At 50.8% G+C, this 22,107-nt stretch carries 17 protein-coding genes; 16 read left to right on the plus strand and 1 reads right to left on the minus strand.

What is annotated here, in order from left to right; all coding sequences use genetic code 11:
* Positions 1–370: 370 nt before the first annotated feature.
* The 9 genes from M655_RS02370 to M655_RS02410 all read left to right on the plus strand — a co-directional run bounded on the left by M655_RS02370 (position 371) and on the right by M655_RS02410 (position 12,455).
* Positions 371–1,666 carry an HD domain-containing protein gene (locus M655_RS02370; protein ID WP_005830276.1) on the plus strand — a complete coding sequence of 432 codons (1,296 nt, stop codon included), beginning with the start codon at positions 371–373 and terminating at the stop codon, positions 1,664–1,666.
* Positions 1,659–2,183 carry a YwgA family protein gene (locus tag M655_RS02375; RefSeq protein ID WP_005830274.1) on the plus strand — a complete coding sequence of 175 codons (525 nt, stop codon included), beginning with the start codon at positions 1,659–1,661 and terminating at the stop codon, positions 2,181–2,183. Before M655_RS02370 ends, M655_RS02375 begins: the two co-directional genes overlap by 8 nt.
* 227 nt (positions 2,184–2,410) lie before the next feature.
* Complete coding sequence (locus M655_RS02380) at positions 2,411–2,776, plus strand: thioredoxin family protein (RefSeq protein WP_007786134.1); 366 nt, start codon at positions 2,411–2,413, stop codon at positions 2,774–2,776.
* Between the two features lie 152 nt (positions 2,777–2,928).
* A complete protein-coding gene (locus M655_RS02385; RefSeq protein ID WP_026557576.1) occupies positions 2,929–3,810 on the plus strand; it encodes an S-layer homology domain-containing protein in 882 nt (293 codons plus the stop codon).
* Positions 3,811–3,866: 56 nt separating this feature from the next.
* Positions 3,867–7,826, plus strand: coding sequence for an ABC transporter permease (locus M655_RS02390; RefSeq protein WP_286085955.1), 3,960 nt, complete (start codon positions 3,867–3,869; stop codon positions 7,824–7,826).
* Positions 7,827–7,896: 70 nt separating this feature from the next.
* Entirely contained in the window at positions 7,897–10,722 is a 2,826-nt protein-coding gene (locus tag M655_RS02395; protein ID WP_026557574.1) for a lipase/acyltransferase domain-containing protein, read from the plus strand.
* Positions 10,723–10,963: 241 nt separating this feature from the next.
* The gene (locus M655_RS02400; RefSeq protein WP_026557573.1) at positions 10,964–11,296 is read left to right on the plus strand and encodes a hypothetical protein; all 333 of its coding nucleotides are present in this window, start codon (positions 10,964–10,966) and stop codon (positions 11,294–11,296) included.
* Between the two features lie 92 nt (positions 11,297–11,388).
* Positions 11,389–11,886, plus strand: coding sequence for a YwhD family protein (locus tag M655_RS02405; RefSeq protein WP_005830262.1), 498 nt, complete (start codon positions 11,389–11,391; stop codon positions 11,884–11,886).
* Positions 11,887–12,197: 311 nt separating this feature from the next.
* Positions 12,198–12,455 carry a hypothetical protein gene (locus tag M655_RS02410; RefSeq protein WP_026557572.1) on the plus strand — a complete coding sequence of 86 codons (258 nt, stop codon included), beginning with the start codon at positions 12,198–12,200 and terminating at the stop codon, positions 12,453–12,455.
* 52 nt (positions 12,456–12,507) lie between these two features.
* Here the strand turns inward: M655_RS02410 and M655_RS02415 are convergent, their stop codons facing one another.
* Positions 12,508–14,562 (minus strand): transglycosylase domain-containing protein, encoded by a 2,055-nt coding sequence (locus M655_RS02415; RefSeq protein WP_025843666.1) that lies wholly within the window; start codon positions 14,560–14,562, stop codon positions 12,508–12,510.
* Positions 14,563–14,886: 324 nt separating this feature from the next.
* Here M655_RS02415 and speE point away from each other — a divergent pair, with 324 nt between their 5' ends.
* From speE to kamA, 7 genes are all read left to right on the plus strand, one after another.
* The gene (gene speE, locus M655_RS02420) at positions 14,887–15,720 is read left to right on the plus strand and encodes a polyamine aminopropyltransferase (RefSeq protein ID WP_005830256.1); all 834 of its coding nucleotides are present in this window, start codon (positions 14,887–14,889) and stop codon (positions 15,718–15,720) included.
* Positions 15,721–15,739: 19 nt separating this feature from the next.
* Complete coding sequence (gene speB, locus M655_RS02425) at positions 15,740–16,609, plus strand: agmatinase (protein ID WP_005830254.1); 870 nt, start codon at positions 15,740–15,742, stop codon at positions 16,607–16,609.
* A gap of 201 nt (positions 16,610–16,810) precedes the next feature.
* The gene (locus M655_RS02430; protein WP_007786121.1) at positions 16,811–18,052 is read left to right on the plus strand and encodes an MFS transporter; all 1,242 of its coding nucleotides are present in this window, start codon (positions 16,811–16,813) and stop codon (positions 18,050–18,052) included.
* Between the two features lie 61 nt (positions 18,053–18,113).
* Positions 18,114–18,527 carry a YwiB family protein gene (locus M655_RS02435; protein ID WP_005830251.1) on the plus strand — a complete coding sequence of 138 codons (414 nt, stop codon included), beginning with the start codon at positions 18,114–18,116 and terminating at the stop codon, positions 18,525–18,527.
* Positions 18,528–18,603: 76 nt separating this feature from the next.
* Positions 18,604–18,996, plus strand: coding sequence for a hypothetical protein (locus tag M655_RS02440; RefSeq protein ID WP_005830249.1), 393 nt, complete (start codon positions 18,604–18,606; stop codon positions 18,994–18,996).
* A 75-nt stretch (positions 18,997–19,071) separates the two neighbouring features.
* The gene (locus M655_RS02445; protein ID WP_007786118.1) at positions 19,072–20,502 is read left to right on the plus strand and encodes a sigma-54 interaction domain-containing protein; all 1,431 of its coding nucleotides are present in this window, start codon (positions 19,072–19,074) and stop codon (positions 20,500–20,502) included.
* A 172-nt stretch (positions 20,503–20,674) separates the two neighbouring features.
* Positions 20,675–22,033, plus strand: a complete 1,359-nt coding sequence (gene kamA / locus M655_RS02450) for a lysine 2,3-aminomutase (protein ID WP_005827844.1) — start codon at positions 20,675–20,677, stop codon at positions 22,031–22,033.
* Positions 22,034–22,107: the final 74 nt, after the last annotated feature.

The raw sequence follows: 22,107 nt of genomic DNA on the forward strand, positions 1-22,107 counted from the left end.
CTGCCACAAAAGGTTGTGCCAGAGCGCGACAGGGACGTTTTTTTCCAGAGGCTGGACGCGATGAATTGTCCCTAGGAGACAATCAGCGGCAGCAGGAGCATTGCCATTAACAAGCTGTCCGGAAATGCAGGTGGACACAAAGTGGAGTGATTCTCTTTGACTGGGTATTATTTCGTGATTTTTCGATGTTTTTTCCTTTTTTCCTCCTATTTATACGACTATTGATCTATGCTAAAGGTACATTTTTCAAATTTTTGCAAGAGTTTGCTTGCCGCAAGAAACACACCCAGACGTGTGTTATGATAGAATCAACGATACTGTACTCATAGAAAATAGAGAGAGAACGCAAAACAGGAAGGGAGTGTCCAGGATGCAACAGCCCCAGCTTCTACATGAAGAAAAGGTATTCAAAGACCCCGTTCACCGCTACGTCCACGTGCGGGACAAATTCATTTGGGACTTAATCAACTCGCCAGAATTTCAACGTCTGCGCCGGGTCAAGCAACTGGGCACCAGCTTTTTTACCTTTCACGGTGGAGAGCACAGCCGTTTTAACCATTCGCTTGGCGTGTACGAGCTGATGCGGAGAATTTTGGAGACATTTGAAGGCCGGATTCAATTGACGTATGAGGAAAAGTTGCTGTGTCTGTGCGCAGCCCTGCTCCACGATGTCGGGCATGGGCCGTTTTCCCATTCGTTTGAAAAGGTGTTCAAATACCATCACGAGGATTGGACGCGTGCGATCTTGCTGGGAGACACGCAGATCAACCGGATTTTGCGCCGTTTGGATGAAGAGTTCCCGAAGAAGCTGGCGGAAGTCATCAACAAAACATACGACAACAAGTTGATTGTCAGCTTGATCTCCAGTCAGTTGGACGCGGATCGGATGGATTACTTGCTGCGGGATGCCTACTACACAGGCGTCAACTACGGCAATTTCGAGATCGAGCGCATTTTGCGCGTCATGCGGCCGCAGGAGGACGGGATCGTCTTCAAGTTCAGCGGAATGCATGCGGTCGAGGACTACATCATGTCGCGCTACCAAATGTACTGGCAAGTTTATTTCCACCCGGTGACGCGCAGCGCGGAAGTCGTGCTTTGCAAAATTTTTCAGCGGGCCAAGTGGCTGTTTGCGAACGGCTACGCGTTTTCCCAGGAGCCGGTCATGCTGCTGCCGTTTTTGCAGGAAAAAGTGGAGCTGGCCGATTATTTGGCGTTGGACGAGTCGGTCATTTTGTTTTACATGCAGCTTTGGCGCAAGGAAGACGACCCGATTTTGAAAGATTTATGCGCCCGTTTTCTGGACAGGAATCTCTTCAAATACGTCGAATATAATCCAAGAGATTTCCGCTTGCTGGCAGAACTGAAAAAGCAGTTCCAACAGGCGGGCATCGACCCGATGTATTATTTGGAGGTAGACACGACCTCCGATCTTCCGTATGATTTTTACCGTGCCGGAGAAGAAGAGGAGCGGATTCCGATTATGCTCCAGATGCCTTCCGGCGAGCTGGTAGAACTGTCGCAGAAGTCTGAGATTGTACAGGCCATTAGCGGAAAGCGGCGATTTGACTACAAATTGTACTTTCCATTGGATAAAGTCATGGCTTTGCCGGGGGAGCTCTCCCGGAAGATTCGAGAACGTCTGGGAGTGATGGAGGATGCTTAATCGTCACGCCAAGATCATTCGTCTGATCGAAATTGTCGGCGAAGTGAGCGGGCGAAAAAAATTGCAGAAAATGGTGTACATAGGAAAACATCTGGAGATGGATTTCGATGAGCGCTACGAGTTTCACATGTACGGCCCGTATTCGGAGGAGCTGACGCTCAGGGTGGACGAGCTGTGCAACATGGGGCTTTTGGACGAGCAGGTGGAGAGCAAGGGCGCCATTCACATGTACCGCTATTCTCTGAACGAAACGGGACGCGACTTCCTCCGTTTTCACGAAGTCGACTTCGGGCTGGGAGAGCGGGCCATTTTGCGAATGAACGAGGAAAACTCCCGCTTTCTTGAACTGGTATCCACCATCCTGTACTTCAGCCATTTGCCCTACGAAGAAATGAAGGGCAAAATTTTTACTTTTAAGAGCAAGCAGCGCTACACCGAGGAGGAAATCCAGAAGGGTCAGGCGTTTATTGAGGAATTGCGCTCATTGGTGCAAGGAGACGGCACGAAACCGATGTAGCCGATTATGCATAGACCGACCAGCACGGCGTACGAACTTACTACAGTTGTGGTACGTCATTTTTTTTGTCTTTTTTCAACAGAATCCGTTTTTTTCTTGCAGTCGACCACATCGCGGGTCGGCTTTTTTTGTCTCAGGGCGGCGCTGCATAATACGAGCATCGTTCTTTGACAAAAGCATAGCGATCATTTTTGTGCTGATTCAGTAGTATCTAGGGAGGGAAGATGATGAAAGGAAGCAAGCAATTGTGGCGGTGGAGCCTGTTTTGCGGCGTTTTTGTGCTTGTCGCGCTGGCCTGGCTGGCCGTTGCCAGCGCGCGGGAGGCGAGGATCGTTTACGTTTTTAGCGAAAACTGCGGGTATTGCACGGCGTTTACACCTACATTCGATAAAGTGATGGCTGACTACCCCGACTGGCAAGTAGAAAAGCTGGATGTAAATAAACAAGCAGATTTGGATAAAGCGACAGAAATGGGGGCTACAGCAACTCCAACAGTTTTTTTGCTCAAAGATGGGAAAGTGATCGATAAGCTGGAGGGCGACGTCCCAGAGAGTGCGTTCCGGGAATACTTGGAAAGGAACATGCGCGATTGACCATGTAGTATTGTCCGAACTGCGGTTCCAAACTGAAGAATGAATTGAGAGCTTTTGCTTACTATGGCTGCCACTTGTGCAATGCGATCGGTTCAATTCATATATTTCCGGATTGAAAAAGATGGTAAAATAAGGAATGGGGGGAGTGTTCAATGCTGAAAAGAAGATGGGTGTCCTGCCTGTTCGCAAGTGTACTCACGTTTACGAGTGTTACTGGCGTCGTCTTTGAAAATTCCGTGCAAGCTGCTGCGACAAATAAAGACTATGAATCGCATGCTGCTAAAGCGGCTATTGATTTCGGCATACAGAAAGGCTACTTGTGGTTGAGTGGCGGTAAGTTCTATCCCAATAATCAAATTACGCAAGGTCAGTTTGTGGCCAGCCTGGTTGCCATCAGAGGCGTAAAGGAAACGGCAGCAGTACCGCAACTACCTGCAGGGCACTGGGCCAAATATAGCTATGAAAGAGCTGTAAAGGCAGGCATACTGAACAATGTAAAAATTGATCCGAATAAGCCGCTCACCAAAGAAGAAGCAGCTCTACTTGTTCTTAATACTTGGAGGCCATATAGAGGTGAAAAAAGTCCCGATTTAACAAACACTGGTGCTTTGATAACATGGGGCTGGATGAAGCCCGCACCAAGAGGCCAACCGAAATTTCGCGAGGATCTGCCTGTGCTGCGAAGTGACGCTGCTGAAATCTTACAATTCATGTGGCAGGATAAATGGCAACTTGAACAAGGAAAAAAATACGCCGATGAGTTCCATAAAAGCTTGAAGGTGGTCAATGGAAAAATCACTGGAAAAGTTCCGAAAGGAGATGGAAACTTTCTGATAAGAGCCATGTTTAACACAAAAGCTGATGGATTAAACGGATTTTTAAATAATGAATCATTCGCGGTTCCTGTCAATTCAGTGAAATCATTAACCTTTCAAGTAATTAACGCGAAGGACTCAACATCAGCGGGTGGATATTGGTATCCCAACCTCCCCAAATTTGATCGGGAAAATCGCACAAAAAAATTCTATCGCTAGTTGAGGGTGCTGACATGAGAAATATTATGTGGAGGCATAGGAGAATCATTTTTTCTATGCTTTCTTTTTGTCTTTTCATAGGGCTATTGGGTATACAACCATCAATGACAGAAGCTGCGCCTAACTTACACGGAATCAAACTAGCAACTATTGATTCCTACAAGCGACTTGCTCCAAAAAATGGATTCACTATAGTTTCTATTGAAGGGATCCCAGGGCAACTAGGAGCAACATTGGCACAAGTTGAAGTGAATGGGAGTGTTGATGGGCAATCCGTTTTAGGATTTGCAGATATAGACGAAAAAGCGGATAAGGGTTGGTATTTCGTAGATGGTGATGAAGCTCCACGCTGGATACAGCGGTTTGGAGGAAATCCCAACTTTATTCTCGGTGGATCAGCTAATGTGTACAGTAAAAAAGTAACCAATGAAACAAATTATGAAATCCCACCCTATCAAGCCTACAATCTCGCGGAACTGGCTGCTGCATCTGGTGGTGCCGGTTATACCAAAGGCGATAACCTGATACCAGATGGAAATGGCGGTTACAAGTCACTAGGCCACTTCCGGACAACGCCGCAGCCGACAGGCGCGGTAACGACCGACAAAACAAAATACAACGTCAACGAAACAGTGACGATCAGTGCAAATGCCACGGACTATTCTTACTATGACCGCGGCATTTTTGTTTGGTCGTTAAGCGTAATCAATAAAACGACAGGCCGTGGCTATAAAAGCTTCCTGTCCAACAAAGATTTCCGCGATCCAAGCGGCACCGTTCCTACTGTAAGTGAAACGAGCAATCCGCCTGGATACACTTGGACCTACAGAAACACCGAGTATAAGCCGACGGAGCCAGGAGTGTACGAAGTATCTTTGACGATTACCGATTTGCACCAGCGGAGCCGTCAAGGTTCGAGTAGTATAAGCGTTTCTACTCCATATATAGCTCAATTTACCGTTGGGGAAGTAACACCCGGCCCGGAAGAACCTGATCCAGAAGAGCCTGATCCAGAAGAGCCTGATCCAAATCCATCCTGCTCCATAGAAACAACGAAAACAAAAATGGATATTCAGGTAGTTGGCGACAAAGACATAAAAAATCATACGGCTGTTTCCAGCGGTGGATCGGATATCGTGGTAGAGAAAAATGCAGAGATCACTGTTTTTGCGAAGAAAAACGGCACATTCACGATGAATGGTTCACCAATGGCTACTGGTTCCGGAGGGAACAAAAAGGTCGGAATAGGCAGTATAGGCTCATCTGGACGAGTAAAGGTAGTTTACAGAAGCGACGACGGGACCGAGTGTTGGGAAAAATACTTTCGCGTAGAAGCCAAAGACGGCGAAGATAAATGCCCCATCATCACCCTAAACAATTCTGTTATTCGTAACGGGCATACGATTGAAATATTGCCGATAGACACTCTGTATTTCAAGGCCAATTATACAGATAAGAACGGTGAAACGGGGCCGGCAGAAATCATGTGGGACGTTACGAAACCAAATGGCAGCGTCGTCACTTTGCCCGGCCAGTACGACGATAAAGACAGGTGGCGTCCGTACAACGCTGAAAAACTAAATCTGCCATATCCTCCTGAAGTCGTGTTTGAAAAAGGAAAAACATACAAACTCAGGTTAAACTACTCCGCATCGCAATGGAATGGTAAACCTGAATGCGACTTTGAAATAACAATCGTTGTAAAAGATGCATCCTGCTCTATAGCTGATCTTCGAAAAGTCGTGTTTTTTGTCCATGGGCAATACCCGAATCCTTTTTCACCCGAAGGAGACGCGCTGGATAGTTCTCCTAACGGTCCAAGCACACTCACTGAACCTGTCTATATGAGGTACTTCACTGATGCAGGAGATCACTACGAGACAAACATGGGCTTCTCCACGAAGCTGTCGGGAAAATGGTACTTGAAACGGGATGGACAAAAGATACCTTTGACCGATGGTGTAGTACCTGCCAATCAAAAGTTCGATCTCAGACTACCAAGCGATGTTGACGTTGGTGATACCATTCTCATCTCGTTTGAATCCGAGAATGGATGTGTCGGTGAATTGACGTTTACCATTGTATCGGACCGTAAATGCCCGGATATTCTTGTTTCTGTTGAAACCAAATTAAACTCCGAAAAATGGAGTAAGAATATAAAACGTGGAGAAACCATCGAGCTGGCAGCAAATGAACTCCAAGGGGAATACTGGTTCAGGATGTTTTTGAGCCAGGACAGCTCGTACATGGTAAAGTGGTTTGATCCGAACACAGGAATGTGGGAAAGAAAAAGGGATGGCAAATCTTTGTACAGTTCAGGTAGTCCAGGTGAAGACCACTGGATTCTCTTTCCAACAGGTAATGGAGGTCTACTTTTGGACGGACTCTACAAAGTAGAAATAAGTTCATATGAAGACGAGAATTGTCACGGCTTCTTTTTCGTGAAAATTGGTGAAGGCAGTCCAGGTCCAGATCCCGATGGAGAGAACCTTTTGATCGTCAAGAGCAGCTTCGACATTGATCCAGGCGATCCGCAAGCGCCAGGAACGGAAGCGACGATTACTTTCAGCGTGAAAAACGCTGGTAAGTTGACACACGATACAAAATTGGCGATCAGATGGGAAAGTTCAACAAAAGAAACAATTCTCGATGTAAATGACTTTAAAGCAGGCGAGGTTCGCAAAATCACTGTACCAACCAAGTATCCGCAAAAAACAGAGGATTTCATTGCGAATATCAATCCGTCCAAGAACAAACCGGATAACGAAACGATCTGGCCAGATAACCGCGCCCAATGGCCTGTGAAGATCGTCGGCGGAAATATCCCGCAGCCTCCCGGGGGAGGGGAGAATTACGATGGCGGCGAAATCGGGCTGGAGATATACGACAGCGAGAATCGCCAGTTACAAAAGCTGCCGGTACAAGCAGATGGCGTATGGGAACGCGAGCCAGCCAAAATTCGCGTAGTGATCGATCAGGCGAAAATCAACGAAGGCTTTCAAAAGACGCAGCAGCAGATCAATCAAAAAATTACGGAATACAAGCTGCAACTGGAGCAGGCGGTCAGCGGGGAGGACGTCAAAAACATTGCCGTTACGGCCAGCCCCGGCTGGATCACAGACGCCAAAAGCCTTGCTGTCTACACGCCCGCTCTGCTGGATTTACAAGTGACAGGTCCGGGAATCCCGCAGCAATGGCAGGTAGCCAGTACGTCCATGGGGGGAGACTTTTTGTACACGGGCACGCATGTCCCCACCCAAACGACGTGGAGACAAGTGCTGCAAAATCAGCCATACAAAGCGCAAATCAACGGCTTTGTCATTGCCATGGATTACAAAATTGATTTTACGCTGACCTACGATGTGTGTTCCACAAACGAGGAGGACCAGGAAACGTGCGAAGCGCAAACTGCCGTTCGCTCGATGACGGGTCGCTACACGATTACGGTAAAAGGGGGAGAGCGCAGCTTTGAGGTGTTTGAGCCGAATGCGACTAGCTTCATTCAGCATACGCCGGAATGGTCAGAATACCATGCGCGCGACCGTTATAAGGACAGTGCGCCCAACGATTTTTATGCGGGCGAGCGGATTTTGGCGCGCGTGGAACTGCAGGAGCGTCACCGCCATCCGGTCAGCGGCCAGTTTCCGCTGATTGTTTCGGCAAAAGCATGGATATCCGAGACGGGACGGAGGCAGACGCCATTGCAGTCTTTGCTTTCGTTGCAAGCATTTTCAAACCAGCGCTGGGGCGGACAGTCCTTTTCAGCGTCCAAGCTGGGGACGCGCGAGGTGGGCGTAGATACACCGTTGATGGGAGACAAGCAGCACGGCTTTGCAAAGGGCGGCTCCTATGCGGTTTACTATCAGGTGCAGTTTCGGTTTGGCGTTGACAAAGGCTTTCCTTATTTGAACAAAACGGCCGGGCAAGGCCATGAGCAGGCGGATTACCGGGTGCCTTTCCGGATTATCGCCAATGCCTGGGAGCGGCAAGGAATCCGCAACCACACGACGCAGTAAATATATTTGCACCCCTTATCTGTCTTTTTTTACTGTTTTAGGTAGATGGAGGATGAGGGGGAGTGTTACGATGAAAACGGCCAAGCGCCTGTCTTATTTCCTTTTTTTGTTGGTGATGTGCTGGACGAATGCTGTCGGGACCGGATGGGCCAGAGAGCGTGAGCTTTTCGTCGAAGCGGCGTGGGCTTGGGTGGAAAAGGGCGAGGTGCGCATTCAGGCGCAATTGTCAACAAGTCCTGAGCGGATCGAGCTGGAAATTGCCCAGGATGGCGAAAACAAGAGCCGCACCTTTCGCAACGATTCACGTATATCCGCCGCTGTACAGCCTACAGGAGACAGCCCTTTACTGATAAGCCTGCGCGAGCCGGATGAGGACGAGCCATTGGTAAGCTGGCAGCTTGATCTGGCTGGTAGAGACATGACTTACGCGGAAAAGCTGACGGTGAAGAAGGCGTCCTGGGGCAGACGTGCAGAGGTGAATGCGGAGTTGCTGGCGTTAACCACGCTTTTCGAGCAGAGGCAAGGGCAAACGACAAGCCAGGCAGACGAGGTTGAAGCAGTCAGCCACAACGAGGATGAGTCCGGCATAGACGAGTCTGACTCCAACGATGCCGACCAGACGCTGGACGAGTTGGCGCAAGAGTTTTACGCCGACTTTGCAGCCAGCGGCAAGCCGGAAGAAATCGAGCTGCGCAGCAGAGAGGTTATTTTTGAACTGGAGCCTAACGATACGTTTGGAAAAGCCGACTGGCTGTTTGACGGAAAGGATGCCAGAGGGAAGATCGGGGCGGCAGGCGACGTGGATTATTGGAAGATCAAAGGGACGAAGCACGGGCGGATGAATGTTTCCTTGCGCGAGATTCCATACGGTCAAGACTATCAACTGTACGTATTTGATGCAGAGCAAAACGAGCTTGGCCGTTCCGAACGCCCAGAAGAGAGCGACGAGTCCGTCGAAGGCATCGGACTGGAAAAAGACCAATGGTATTACATCGCAGTAAAAGGGCAACGGGAATCCCACCATAAAGATTTCTACTACCGCCTGCGGGCTGATTTTCTGGCTGACCAGTCGGATGCAAAAGCCGATGGGTACGAGCCTAACAACACGTTACAGGAGGCGCATGAACTGCCCGCCGATTTTTCTGCGTCGCTTACCGGGAATCTGCATGCGAACACAGACGTCGATTACTACCGCTATTCCTTTTCGCTGACATCGACTTTCATGGTCGATCTAAAAGACATTCCCGCGGGGATGGACATGGACCTGTATGTGCAGGATGAACAAGGCAAAGTACTGGCGAAATCAGAAAAACCGAAAAACGCCAACGAGCAAATCATCATGAACGTCAATCCCGGAAGCTACATCATCAAAGTAATGGCCAGCAAGCGATCCGGCTTCACGCCCAATTCCTACAAGCTTAACGTGGCTGCGAAGACGATTCCGGTCATCTTGATCCCGGGGATAGGTGGCTCCCGTCTGGTTGCAGAGGAAAACGGCAAAGCCTCAGAAATATGGCTTGGCCTTGGCGACAGTCTGCTTGGAATCAATGACCCTAAGCATCGGCGCCTGCTCTCCCTGGAGCCGACGAGGCCGAACAGTGTCGAGGTGCGGCCGAGGGAAACGGGCGTCACTATTTACCCGGAACGTGACGATGAAGGATTCAGCGCCATTGAGTATCTTTCCTATTCTCCGCTGGACCCTGTCCGCAATATGACGGAGCAGTATTACAGCATGGTAAAGGAACTGGAGAGGATGGGCTACAAAAAGCACCGCACCATTTTCGCCATGCCGTATGACTGGCGATACAGCAGCACGAAAAATGCGGCCGAGTTGAAGAAAAAAATCGATCTCGCCCTGGAGCGGTCAGGGGCACGGCAGGTTCATTTGGTCGCGCACAGCATGGGCGGCTTGCTGACGAGAGAGACGCTGCTTGCAAACGTTTCGTATCAGCCAAAAATCAATCGCATCGTCTACATGGGTACGCCGTTTCTCGGTTCCCCGCGAGCTTATCAGGCGATCAAGTACGGGTACAATTTCTCGATTCCGTGGATGGATGAGGAGACAGGAAAAATCATTTCGGAATACGCTCCGGCTGTGTACGAACTGCTGCCGTCCAAAAAGTACTTTGAAACGGCTGGTTTCCTGAGAAAAAACCGCAACGATACTTACAGCTACACAGAATTTTTGCAGGACAAAAAAATTCGCCTGGATTACGCTCCGCTGGTCAAGCAAGGCGGCTCGCTCCATGAAAAATGGGACAAAAAGACGATCAATGTGCCGCAGTATTCCATTGTCGGCACAGGTCAAACGACTTTTTTAGGCTACTTCTTCGACGCGTACCACAACGAATGGGTGCCTTATTACGACCAGGGACTGGGAGACGGAACCGTCCCCTATATCAGCGCCAACTACGCCCAAAAAGACATAAAGAAAAGGTATTATGTGACAGGAGAGCATGCCAAGCTGCCGACCATTCCGGAAGTCATGAAGCAAGTGACCCAACTGCTGAAAGGAATCGAGGAAACACAGCCTGGGCTGCGCAATCAAGTCCCGGGAAAAAGCGCCAAGTATTTGTACTACATTATTTCCAAAGAGGACGGAACGTTTCCTGAGCTGACGTTCCACAAAAATGGCAGTATCATCACCCTTGCTGCCGACGAAAAGGAAGTGCGGGACGATCTCGCTATCGAGTACCACGGCAACATTGTCGTCATCCATGTGCTCGACCAAGAGGAGCTGGAGTTTGAAACGCCTCCACCGCAACAGGATGAAAACTCGCCGAAGTTTATCATCAAACGTTTTTCGTCAGAAGATTCGCGAGACGATGAGGAACACGGCAAGCGCTACCGCCTGGACGAGCATGGCCTGTCGCAAGAAAAGCACTCAGTAGACTAATCGCATTCATAGAACGAAGCGGAGAACCACTCATACACAACAAACGAAGCTAATACAACGAACACAGAGAACCATTCGCAAGCAACAAATGGTGCCCAGTAAAATAACGCAAACAGCTACAATCCGCAACCGCAACAAGCAACAACATTGCGCCGGGAGCGGACGACAGGATCGTCCACCAGTATCAGGCGACAGCCAAAAAGTAAAGCCAAAAAGTAAAAGTTTAGAAAGGACCTGAAAAATGGACAACTTATTTGTCTGGCTATTTCTCGGCCCGTTTATGTATTCCATTGAATTGGGAGGACCGATCATCGGGCTGATTGTGACAGGCTGCATGTGGGCGGTGTTTGGGTTTCGCGGCTGGCCGACGTTTGGCGCGGCGTTTCTCACCAGTTTTTTGTACTACATGATAGCCGTTCCTTCCAGTACTATGCTGGGCTCGCTGCTGATTATCAAAGCCGCGATGGCGGTTCATTCTGCTCTGCTTCTTACCTTGATAATGTGGCTATTCGACAAGGTCATGAAGCGATACCGAAGAAAGCAGGCGGCGGGCAACGAACCGCTCGAAAAATGAACGGGAAATAACCGGGCACATGGGCAAATTGCGTCGCTGTTGGTTTCCGAGTAGAATAAAGAAAGGAGAATCTGTGTCTGGAGGGCGTGTAAATGGATATTTTTGATAACAAAAAAGGCGGCTTTACGATCATGAGCGGCAAAACCGATGTTCATGGCGGGTTTGGTCAAGGTGTACTCGACTTGAATGCGGTATCGTCGGTCATCATCGACGGCGACGAGGCGTACATCGACATGGGCGCTTTGCATGCGAAAAGCTCGGTTGAAAAAGGGATCAAATGGACGACGAACAAAGAAGAAGTGCCGAACGGAAAGCCTTATTGGCTCGTTTGGGTAACCGTTGACCGCAACGAAAATGGCCCGTACTATGCTGGTGCGACTGCGTGCTATATGGAAATTGATCGGGAAGCGCGCCGCGGATACAAAATTTTGGCGGACCATGTGAATCGGATGGACTACTCCATGAAGCGCCGTATCATGCTCGAAGAACTGGGCGAAAAGGAAAAAGCGGCGCTGAAAAAATTGTTGATCGACAACAATGCAGCCATGTTTGAAAATTCTTCAGAGGAATTAAAGCGAAGTTTGTCCTAATGCTGGAAATCGTGAACGGTCTGTGAACAAATTGTGAAATCAATTGTTACCAGAATTGAAGTCAGGTAAACTTATTTCTATATCTGTGTACATGTACACTGGGTCAACAAACAGGGAAAGAGCCGTCACTCTTTCCCTGTTTGTGTTCATGCTGCCGTTGTGATTCAAGCCAATGGCTCAAGCATGTTCCCCTCAGCAAATACACATTGGAGTAAATACACATCAGGCTTTTTTTACAGGTCATGCTTTGTGGCGAACGCGGAACACTAATGAGGCTCGAACCAAACTGTCTGACGGAAGGGGCGGTACGAATGAGTGAAAATCCGCGTGAGCAGGAGCAGTCCCATGACCATTTTGTGAAGCACGGCGGCGTCCATTTCCGCACGCATGTGTCACCTGTTGAAATCAACAACTTCGTCCGGAAGCTCCCGGCGGGCAAACGGGAAAGCTTGTTTGAAGTATTGGAGCAACTCGATCAGGCCGGGCTGATTACGGTCATCAACGACCACGTCTTCGCAGATGGAGACGGCGTTGTAGGCGGCGGAGACAACAACCAGTCGTTTTCGTGAATGAAAAAAAGGACGCAACTCCTCGCGAGTGCGTCCTTTTCCTTTTGCCCCCTTATTGCTCAGGCTTCCACCAACTGCCCATCCGCTGCCAAAACGTCGACGAATCAGGTGGAGTGAGCGGTGTAGGCGCCTGGTGGTCGGCCGGAATGTGATCGGTGCAGTAATCGTGCGGTTCTGTTCCGCTGGCGAAATAAAACAACTGGGGGTTCGGGCAATGCTCGGTCGCCAATTTCCCGGATGCCGGATCAATGTAGACGGACACGACGCCTGCCGGCATGTCAAAGAGGGCGGGTGGTTGTCCTTTTAGCGCGCTTTCCATGAAGCTGGCCCAAATTTTTTTGGACATATAGCCTTCTTTCACATCGTCCACTTTTTGATTTTTGTCGTATCCTACCCAGACCGTCGCTACCAGTTGAGGCGTGAATCCGCTCAGCCAGGCATCATAATCGGTAGAGCCTGTCTTCCCGGCCACGGGCCGATTCAACTCGTTTGCGACTCGATACCCGGTTCCGCCGCGCTCAAATACGCTTTGCATCATATTGACCAAGAGCGCTGAGGCGACTGGATCGGCTACACGGGTTTTTTCCGTCTTTTCTTCGACCAAAATGTTGCCTTCGCTGTCCTCAATCGAGGTGATTGCGATTGGTTGAACAGCTTCTCCCTTGTTGACGATGGCCGCATAAGCCGCATTCAGCTCCAGCGGGGAGACGGGAGACGTTCCCAGCGCCAGAGAAGGTACGGCTTGCATCGGGCTGGTAATGCCCAAGCTTTTGGCTTGCTCGACGACTTTTTGCGGACTGAGAAAATCAATGGTTTTCACTGCGTAAATGTTGTCGGAAGTTTTGATGGCTTCGCGCATGTTAATCATCGCGTTTGCATACCGTCCGCCGAAATTGCTCGGAATGTACTGCTTGTTATTGTCGTAGGTGAACACGGTCGGCTCGCTTTTCATCATCGTCAGCGGCGTGTAGCCGTTTTGCAGGGCTGCCAGGTACATGATCGGCTTGAAGGAAGAGCCCGGCTGTCTTTTGCCGAGTACGCGATTGTACTGGCTCGTTTTGTAATCCCGTCCCCCGACCATTGCTTTGATATGACCGGTAGCAGGGTCCATCGCAACCAATGCGGCTTGCAGGTTCGGATTGTCCTTTGGCAGCGTCGAAGCGATGATTTCCTCCGCCTTTTTTTGCATGACCGGGTCGAGCGTCGTATGGATTTTCAAGCCGCCGTGGATGAATTTTTCCTCGTCAATGCCGTACTTGTTTTTCACCAGATTCGCGATGTAATCACGGAAATACGGGGCCTGCTCGGCGATATTTTCCGCAGTGCGCTGTTTCAGCTTGATCGGCTCCGCATAAGCTTGTTCGGCTTCTTTGGCCGTGAGCATCCCGTCGCGTTCCATCGCTTCGAGAATGAGCTTTTGCCGCGATTTTGCCCGCTCAAAATCAACGAAAGGAGAGTAGTAAGTAGGGCCTTTCGGAATGCCTGCCAGCATCGCGCTTTCGGCTACGGTCAAGTTTTTGGCGTCCTTGCCGAAATACGTTTGGGCGGCCGCCTGGACTCCATAGGCAGAGTGACCGTAATAAATTTGGTTCATGTACATTTCCAAAATTTCATCTTTGCTATAATTCAGCTCCAACTGAATAGCGAGCAGCGCTTCCTTGATCTTTCTTTCCCATGTCTTGTCCAACGTCAAATACAGATTGCGCGCCAACTGCTGGGTAATCGTGCTGGCTCCCTGGCGCATGTCCATGTTGATGACGTCGACGTAGGCGGCCATGGCCAGCCGTTTCCAGTCGAAGCCGTAATGCTCCCGAAACGAACGGTCTTCGATGGCGATTGTCGCGTTGATGAGCGCAGGCGATATTTCCTGGATCGGGACAGAAATGCGGTTTTCTCCCCGATGCATCGTGTCCAGCACTTCTCCATTAGAGGCGTAAATCGTTGTCGTCTGCTTCACGAATGTCTCGGGAAGCGGTTGGGAACGCAAGTACAAAATCAACAGCAAAATGGCAAAAGATAAGCATAATAGGCTGAGTATGGAAAATTTTACAAATTTCTTGGCCCAGCGTAAATAACGGAGCAGGGAGGGCTCGCGCATGACTTCCATTTTGCCTCTCCTCCTTTCTATCGTTTGAATGAGCAAAACGGTGATGGTCGTTTTGCTGACTGACTGGCGGTCCCATCTCCTTTTTTTGAAAAAACAGCGAGACGTTTTTCGCCCAAAAGAGGACATACTAAAGGACGCATGATACTTCTAGTATGGGTAAGCCGTTTGCTGGATAAACTTGCCTGTCGCCTGAAAAACGGCAGGGAGAGCAGCTTTTTCGGCCGCACAGAAAAAAAACTTGCTTTTTGATTGGCAGCTACTATAATTTTCTTGTTATATTGTATTTTCATGCGGTCAATTGAAGGAGGTTACATAACCATGAATATGGAATTGTGGTACACCGAAAAACAAACGGAAAATCACGGGATAACAACGAAAATTACTGATACCCTATACAGTGAGAAATCCGAGTTTCAACAAATCGACGTCATTACTACGAAGCAGTTTGGTCGTATGTTAGTACTTGATGGCATGGTTATGACCACCGATGTCGATGAGTTTGTTTACCACGAGATGATTTCTCACATCGCTCTCAATACGCATCCAAACCCGAAAAAGGTTCTGGTTGTCGGTGGCGGCGACGGCGGTGCAATCCGTGAAATCGTGAAGCATGCGGCTGTGGAAAAAGCAGTTCTGGCCGAAATCGACGGTGGCGTAATTGAATCCTGCAAAAAATACTTCCCTGAAATTGCAAGCGCACTGACTGGTAATCCAAAGGTCGACGTGCAAGTAATTGACGGGATCAAGCATATCCATGACCACAAAGGCGAGTACGATGTGATTATGGTTGACTCGACAGAGCCAGTGGGACCAGCGGTAGGTCTGTTCGAAAAAGGCTTCTACCAAGGCATTCACGATGCGCTGAAACCGGACGGCATCATGGTGGCGCAAACCGAATCTCCATGGTTCAACCGCGATCTCATCAAACGCGTATTCAAAGACCTGAAATCCATCTTCCCGGTTACTCGTCTGTACACTTGCAGCATCCCTACTTATCCATCCGGTCTGTGGAGCTTCACCATCGCTTCCAAGCAGTACGATCCGTTGGAAGTAGATCCGGCGAAAATCAAAGACCTGGGTACCAAATACTACAATGCGGAAGTTCACCACGCTGCTTTCAAACTGCCAAACTTTGTGGCTGAGCTGACCCGCGACTAATCGGAGGAGGACAACCCTGATGCGTTTTGACGAAGCATACTCCGGCAATGTCTTCATCCGCAGCCACAGCAGCTATGAAGAAAGCCAAGCAGTGATTTACGGCATGCCGATGGACTGGACAGTCAGCTTCCGTCCGGGGTCCCGTTTCGGCCCTGCCCGTATCCGCGAAGTGTCGATCGGTCTGGAAGAGTACAGCCCGTACTTGGACAGGCTGCTCGAAGACATCAAATACTTTGACGCAGGCGACATTCCGCTTCCTTTTGGAAACGTCGAAGGCAGCCTGGATGCAATCCGCACGTTCGTGGCAAAAGTGCTGGAAGACGGCAAGTTCCCACTCGGACTGGGCGGCGAGCATCTCGTGTCTTGGCCGGTATTCCAGGCCGTTTATGAAAAGTACAAGGACATGGTAGTCTTCCACTTTGACGCGCATACTGACCTGCGCGACAACTATGAAGGATACCAGTATTCCCACTCCACGCCAATCAAAAAGGTGTGCAACCTGATCGGCGGCAAAAATGTGTATTCTTTCGGCATCCGCAGCGGCATGAAGGAAGAGTTCGACTGGGCGAAGGAAAACATGCACCTGTACAAATACGATGTGCTGGAGCCAGTGAAGCAAGTGCTGCCGACGATCGGCAACCGTCCGATCTACCTGACCATCGACATTGATGTTCTGGACCCGGCGCACGCACCTGGCACAGGCACAACCGAAGCAGGCGGCATTACTTCCCGCGAGCTGTTGGACACCATCCACTACATGGCGAAAAACGGCGCCAATGTCATCGGCTGCGACCTGGTGGAAGTGGCTCCTGTGTACGATCACAGCGAGATGACGCAAATCGTGGCATCGAAAATCGTGCGCGAGCTGCTGCTCAGCTTTGTAAAATAACAATACGAACAACAGACAAGCCTCCGGTTTTCGCAAAAAGCCGGGGGCTTTTTTCATGCTGTCCCGCCTGGAGGTAACTGGAGGCAGTCCTATCATTCAGCCACTTAAACAACATTTTTGTTTACAAAGTATATAAAAATAGATAAAATTGCCATACAGAGTAAAAAGCTGCCGAAGCTTTTTTCAAGGGAGTTGTTTCGTATGAGAGAGGTTTTTGCTCACGTCCAGTTTCGCAAGCTGTTTTTCTCCAATCTTTTTTCCGGCTTCGGTCAGGGCATGACGATGATCGGGATTGCCTGGTATTTGGTGGAGACGACAGGCTCTGCACAGCTTTTGGGTTCTACCATGTTCAGCTCTGCGGTCCTGATGTTTTTCATCGGGCCGTACATCGGGACGCTGATTGACCGTTTTTCCCGCAAAAAAATGCTGCTCGTGGAAAACCTGATCGGCTTCGGCGTGCTCGGGATATTGGCTGCCTGGGGATTTTTCGGAGAGTACTACGAGTGGATGCTGATTACGATTTACCTGGTGACGACCTTCATGTACCAGATTCACTATCCGGCACAGTCTGCGCTTGTCCAGGAAACGTTTGAGCCAAGGCACTACAGCGATATCAATAGCCTGCTGGAGATCGAGGGGCAGACGGCGTCTGTACTGGCAGGGGCTTTTTCCGGCATTTTGCTCGGCCACTATGGCTTGCACATTGTCATTTTGTTCAATGCGCTGACGTATCTGTTTGCCTTCTGTCTGCTCTCTACGATGAAATACACGTTCACGCTGGAGGGCGAGGCGAAGCTGAGCCAGGGCGTATCCTGGGTCAGCCAGTTCGGCCAAAGCTGGCGCTACATAAAGGAGAAAAAAGGCTTTCTCGTCTTCGGGATTTGTGCGCTGATGCCGTTTATCGCCGTCATGGCGAGCAATCTGCTGAAGCCTGTCTACGTCAGCCAAACGTTGAAGGCGGATGTCTCGGTGTATTCCTTCGGGGAGATGGCGTATGCGCTGGGAGCGGTCGCAGCCGGCATCCTGGTGTCGGTCGTTGTGCGCAAAATGGGACAGCTTGCGGCCATGGTCGGAAATACGCTGCTGTTTGCCGTAGTGATTGTGGCGATGGTGGCTTTGCCCTACGGCTGGGCTTTGATCGCTGCCTACACGTTTTACGGCTGGAGCAACGCCTCTGCCCGCCTCATCCGGCAGTCGCTCTACATGACCGTCGTGCCGAAGCAGTTTATGGGGCGAGTGATGAGCTTTTTCAACTCGCTTGGCATGATGATGCGCCTTGTGCTCATCGGCGTCTTTACCGTCATGATCGACTACACGGGAGCAGGTGCAGGCTACCTCGTTCTCGCGGGATTGCTCTTGCTGGCGGCGATCGGTGTCGCGGCGACGATGCGCTTCCTTTTGGCTGACGCAAAAGAACAGGCGGTTGCAACCCACGAGGGATGATCGTAAAATGAATGGATGATTTGCGGACAGAAAGTAGAAATCATGGAGTGTGGAAGTCGTCATGCAAGAAGTACAGATGAAGCTGTCAGCCAGACATCGCGTCAACGGCGAATGGGATGAATCGACGCATCAGTACGAAGGGAAGCTCGTGCAAAAAGCCAGCGCCTGGTATTTGACGTACAAAGAACAGTTGGAAGGCGTGGGGGAAGTCAGTACGACGCTCAAGCTGACGGACAGAGCCGTTACACTCGTGCGCCAGGGAGGCGTGTCGACCAGACAGCATTTTGAAAAAGGGGCCAGCACGCACGGTACCTACCAAAGCCCGTACGGCCCGTTTGCGATGGAGACGCACACGAGCAAGCTGCGCATCCGCTATGCGGAGGAAGCGCCGGTGCAGGTGGAAATTTTTTACCAGACCTGGATGAACGAGCAGTACGCGGGCGAGCACGAACTGAAAATCGAACTTGGAAAATAAGCCGCTCTTTGCAAGGGCGGTTTTTTGCACGTACAATAGAAGGACTCGCGGCAGGATATGGAAGGAGGGCACAGGCGTGTTCGTACTCGTAAATGGCCTCATTGCCGGGCTTGGTTTGGCTGCCTTTTTGGCGCTGGGGGACGGTTTGTTCGAAACCAGTACGTTTCCTGTGCTGATCGATGTCAGCTACGTCCCGGGCATGGAAAATTTGCCGTCGATTGCAGAGCTGTTGATTCACCTTTTCATCAGTGTCATCATCGCCTTTTTTCTCATGTATTTTTACCCGCGGGATAATCGCGGCAAAACCATCCGCTATTTGCTGTGCTGGATGCTTGCGTTCGCGGTCGCCTTTTTGCCTTTTAGCCTGCTGAGCAAGGTGCAAATGACGTGGACCGCGTTTTTTATATGGGTTTTGGGACATTTGCTGTACACGATGATGCTCTCGATTCAGGTCGCGCGAAATCGGTAGGCTGATGCGCATTTGCCGAATTTTCGGCATAGTGATGGTTTTTTGGCAGCAAGGTTGAAAGGAGTGGAGGCCAGCATGCCGTTGTCTGATACGGTGGAAATGTTGCAGGCGATACTGGGGGCAATTGATGAGGGGATTCACGTAGTCGATGCGGATGGAATCACGATTTTCTATAACCACGTCGCGGCCAGGCTTGACGGGCTTACGCCAGAGGAAGTGCTCGGAAAGCCGCTTCTGGAGGTGTTTCCGTCGCTTGATCGGCATTCGAGCACGCTGCTGCGCGTAATCGAGAGCGGGGACGCGATCTACAATCAGACACAGACGTATAAAAACTGGAAAGGGATGCGGGTCGAGACGGTCAACACGACGCTTCCGGTACGCGTCGGCAAAAGGCTGGTCGGCGCAGTCGAGGTCGCCAAAGATATCGGCAAGCTGAAAGAGCTGTCGGAGCGCCTCGTCGACTTGCAGGCGAAGATCAGCAAGCCGAAGCGCGCCAAGCGGGGAGCGGAGGAGCTTGCCTTTCACTTCGACGACATTTTGACGAAGAGCGAAAAGATGAAACGGCTGAAGGAACGGGCGAAAAAAGCGGCGCGAACGACTTCGCCCGTGCTGATTTACGGCGAGACGGGGACGGGGAAGGAACTGTTTGTCCAGTCCATCCACCAGGCGTCTTCGCGCAGCGGCAAGCCGTTTATCGCGCAAAACTGTGCGGCTCTTCCCGCGTCTCTCCTGGAGAGCCTGTTGTTCGGCACGGTGAAGGGAAGCTTTACGGGAGCGGACGATCGCCCCGGGCTGTTTGAACTGGCAGACGGCGGCACGTTGTTTTTGGATGAGTTGAACAGCATGCCGCTCGATTTGCAGGCAAAGCTGCTGCGCGTGCTGCAGGATGGACAGATTCGGCGAATCGGCGGAAGCCAGTCGACCAAAGTCGACGTCCGCGTCATTGCGGCCGTCAACGAAGCTCCGCAATCGCTTGTGGAGCGCGGCCTGATGCGAACCGACCTGTACTATCGGATCAATGTTGTTTCCTTTGAATTGCCGCCGTTGCGCGAGCGCAGAGAAGATGTGGAACTGCTGGTGGAGCACTTTTTGAGCAAATTCAACCGCGAGTTCGCCATGAATGTGCGCGGAGTCAGCCAGGAGGTGGCCCAACTGTTTGCGCGCTACGACTGGCCGGGTAACGTCCGGGAGCTGGAGCACGTCGTCGAGGCTGCGATGAACATGGTCGAGGGCGACATGTTGCTGCTGGAGCATCTGCCCGCTCATATGCTGGAGCGTGCGCTGCCGGAAACGCCTCTGCACACACTCTCGTCAGACCCGGTTTCCTTGCTCGCGGAAAAGGAAGGCTGTACACTGCCCGAGCTTCTGCGCGAGCTGGAGGAGCGGATCATCGGGGACGCACTGAAAAAGACTGATGGCAACGTACTGCGCGCGGCGAAGCTTTTGGGAATCCCCAGGCAAACGCTGCAATACAAGCTTTCGCAACGGATGATCCCGCCCTGTTGAATGCCGAAAATTCGGCAGCCCCAACAGACGGACTAGACGAGCGAAACGCTTACAAAACGATCTATTTCTTATTTTCTAAATCTTTAGATTTGATTGGCACGACCCTTGCATCTTTACTTGGTCGAGTGAAACGCATGAGGGTTCACTACAGACGAGAGGAGATGTGAAGCAGATGACAGTAGCGACAAGACGTGACTGGCGTTCCATTGAGCTTTGGAAGGACGTGCCGGAAGAAAAGTGGAATGACTGGATGTGGCAGTTGACCCACACCATCAAGACCGTAGATGATTTGAAGCAGGTCATCAACCTGACGCCGGAAGAGGAAGAGGGCGTGCGCATTTCGACGCAAACCATTCCTTTGAATATTACGCCGTACTACGCTTCCCTGATGGACGTGGACGATCCGAAAGATCCGGTGCGCATGCAATCCGTACCGCTGTCTTCGGAAATGGTGCGCACGAAGTACGACATGGAAGACCCTCTGCACGAGGACACGGATTCTCCGGTTCCCGGCCTGACGCACCGCTATCCGGACCGCGTGCTTTTCCTTGTCACGAACCAATGCTCGATGTACTGCCGCTATTGCACGCGCCGCCGCTTCTCCGGCCAGATCGGGATGGGCGTGCCAAAAAAACAGCTCGACGCCTGTATTGAATACATCCGCAGCAGACCGGAAGTGCGTGACGTGCTTCTCTCTGGCGGAGACGGACTGTTAATCAACGACCGCGTGCTGGAATACATCATCAGCAGCCTGCGCGCGATCCCGCATGTGGAGATCATCCGCATCGGTACCCGTGCGCCTGTTGTATTCCCGCAGCGGATTACGGAAAACTTGTGCAACATCCTGAAAAAATACCATCCTGTATGGCTCAATACACACTTCAACCATCCTAAGGAAATTACGCCGGAAGCGAAGCAGGCTTGCGAAATGTTGGCAAACGCGGGCGTGCCTCTGGGCAACCAGGCCGTCATTCTCGCCGGAATCAACGACTGCCCCAACACGATGAAAAAGCTGGTGCAGGATCTGGTAAAAATTCGCGTCCGTCCGTACTACATCTATCAATGCGACCTGTCTGAAGGGATCGGCCACTTCCGCGCTCCCGTCAGCAAAGGAATCGAAATCATCGAGCACCTGCGCGGCCATACTTCCGGCTACGCCGTACCGACCTTCGTGGTGGATGCTCCGCACGGCGGCGGGAAAATTCCGGTCAGCCCGAACTACATTATTTCCCAGGCGTCCGACAAAGTGGTGCTGCGCAACTTCGAAGGCGTAATCACTTCGTATCCGGAGCCGAAGCAGTACCATGAGCACGACGAGGAAAACTGCGAATACTGCATCGCGGCAAAAGGCAAGGCAGTCGGTATCGCCGCGCTCATGCAGGATGAAGCAGACAACCTGGAGCCGGCCGACCTGCCGCGCAACAAGCGCATCAAGGCGACAAAAGTCAAGTCGCTGGCCGATGTGCGCATGGAGCAAAAGGCGAAAAAGGAACAAAGCGCAGTAGAAACAAAAGAAGCGTCCGGCAAATAAAGAGAGCAAAAAGGAACGTAAAGCGGCTGCCTGCTACGAACAGGCGGCCGCTTGTTTTTTGTACATCCGAAAAA

The organism is Brevibacillus sp. NSP2.1 (genome assembly GCF_000470975.2).
Lineage (GTDB): Bacteria > Bacillota > Bacilli > Brevibacillales > Brevibacillaceae > Brevibacillus > Brevibacillus agri.

What these genes read in the sequence shown, in the direction of transcription:
- M655_RS02410 (WP_026557572.1), top strand. Translation starts at nt 12,198, where the DNA reads ATGAGTGAAAATCCGCGTGAGCAGGAGCAGTCCCATGACCATTTTGTG.
- M655_RS02435 (WP_005830251.1), top strand. Translation starts at nt 18,114, where the DNA reads ATGCAAGAAGTACAGATGAAGCTGTCAGCCAGACATCGCGTCAACGGC.
- M655_RS02370 (WP_005830276.1), top strand. Translation starts at nt 371, where the DNA reads ATGCAACAGCCCCAGCTTCTACATGAAGAAAAGGTATTCAAAGACCCC.
- M655_RS02380 (WP_007786134.1), top strand. Translation starts at nt 2,411, where the DNA reads ATGAAAGGAAGCAAGCAATTGTGGCGGTGGAGCCTGTTTTGCGGCGTT.
- M655_RS02415 (WP_025843666.1), bottom strand. Translation starts at nt 14,562, where the DNA reads ATGGAAGTCATGCGCGAGCCCTCCCTGCTCCGTTATTTACGCTGGGCC.
- M655_RS02400 (WP_026557573.1), top strand. Translation starts at nt 10,964, where the DNA reads ATGGACAACTTATTTGTCTGGCTATTTCTCGGCCCGTTTATGTATTCC.
- M655_RS02390 (WP_286085955.1), top strand. Translation starts at nt 3,867, where the DNA reads ATGCTTTCTTTTTGTCTTTTCATAGGGCTATTGGGTATACAACCATCA.
- M655_RS02405 (WP_005830262.1), top strand. Translation starts at nt 11,389, where the DNA reads ATGGATATTTTTGATAACAAAAAAGGCGGCTTTACGATCATGAGCGGC.
- M655_RS02385 (WP_026557576.1), top strand. Translation starts at nt 2,929, where the DNA reads ATGCTGAAAAGAAGATGGGTGTCCTGCCTGTTCGCAAGTGTACTCACG.
- kamA (WP_005827844.1), top strand. Translation starts at nt 20,675, where the DNA reads ATGACAGTAGCGACAAGACGTGACTGGCGTTCCATTGAGCTTTGGAAG.
- speE (WP_005830256.1), top strand. Translation starts at nt 14,887, where the DNA reads ATGGAATTGTGGTACACCGAAAAACAAACGGAAAATCACGGGATAACA.
- M655_RS02375 (WP_005830274.1), top strand. Translation starts at nt 1,659, where the DNA reads ATGCTTAATCGTCACGCCAAGATCATTCGTCTGATCGAAATTGTCGGC.
- M655_RS02395 (WP_026557574.1), top strand. Translation starts at nt 7,897, where the DNA reads ATGAAAACGGCCAAGCGCCTGTCTTATTTCCTTTTTTTGTTGGTGATG.
- speB (WP_005830254.1), top strand. Translation starts at nt 15,740, where the DNA reads ATGCGTTTTGACGAAGCATACTCCGGCAATGTCTTCATCCGCAGCCAC.
- M655_RS02445 (WP_007786118.1), top strand. Translation starts at nt 19,072, where the DNA reads ATGCCGTTGTCTGATACGGTGGAAATGTTGCAGGCGATACTGGGGGCA.
- M655_RS02430 (WP_007786121.1), top strand. Translation starts at nt 16,811, where the DNA reads ATGAGAGAGGTTTTTGCTCACGTCCAGTTTCGCAAGCTGTTTTTCTCC.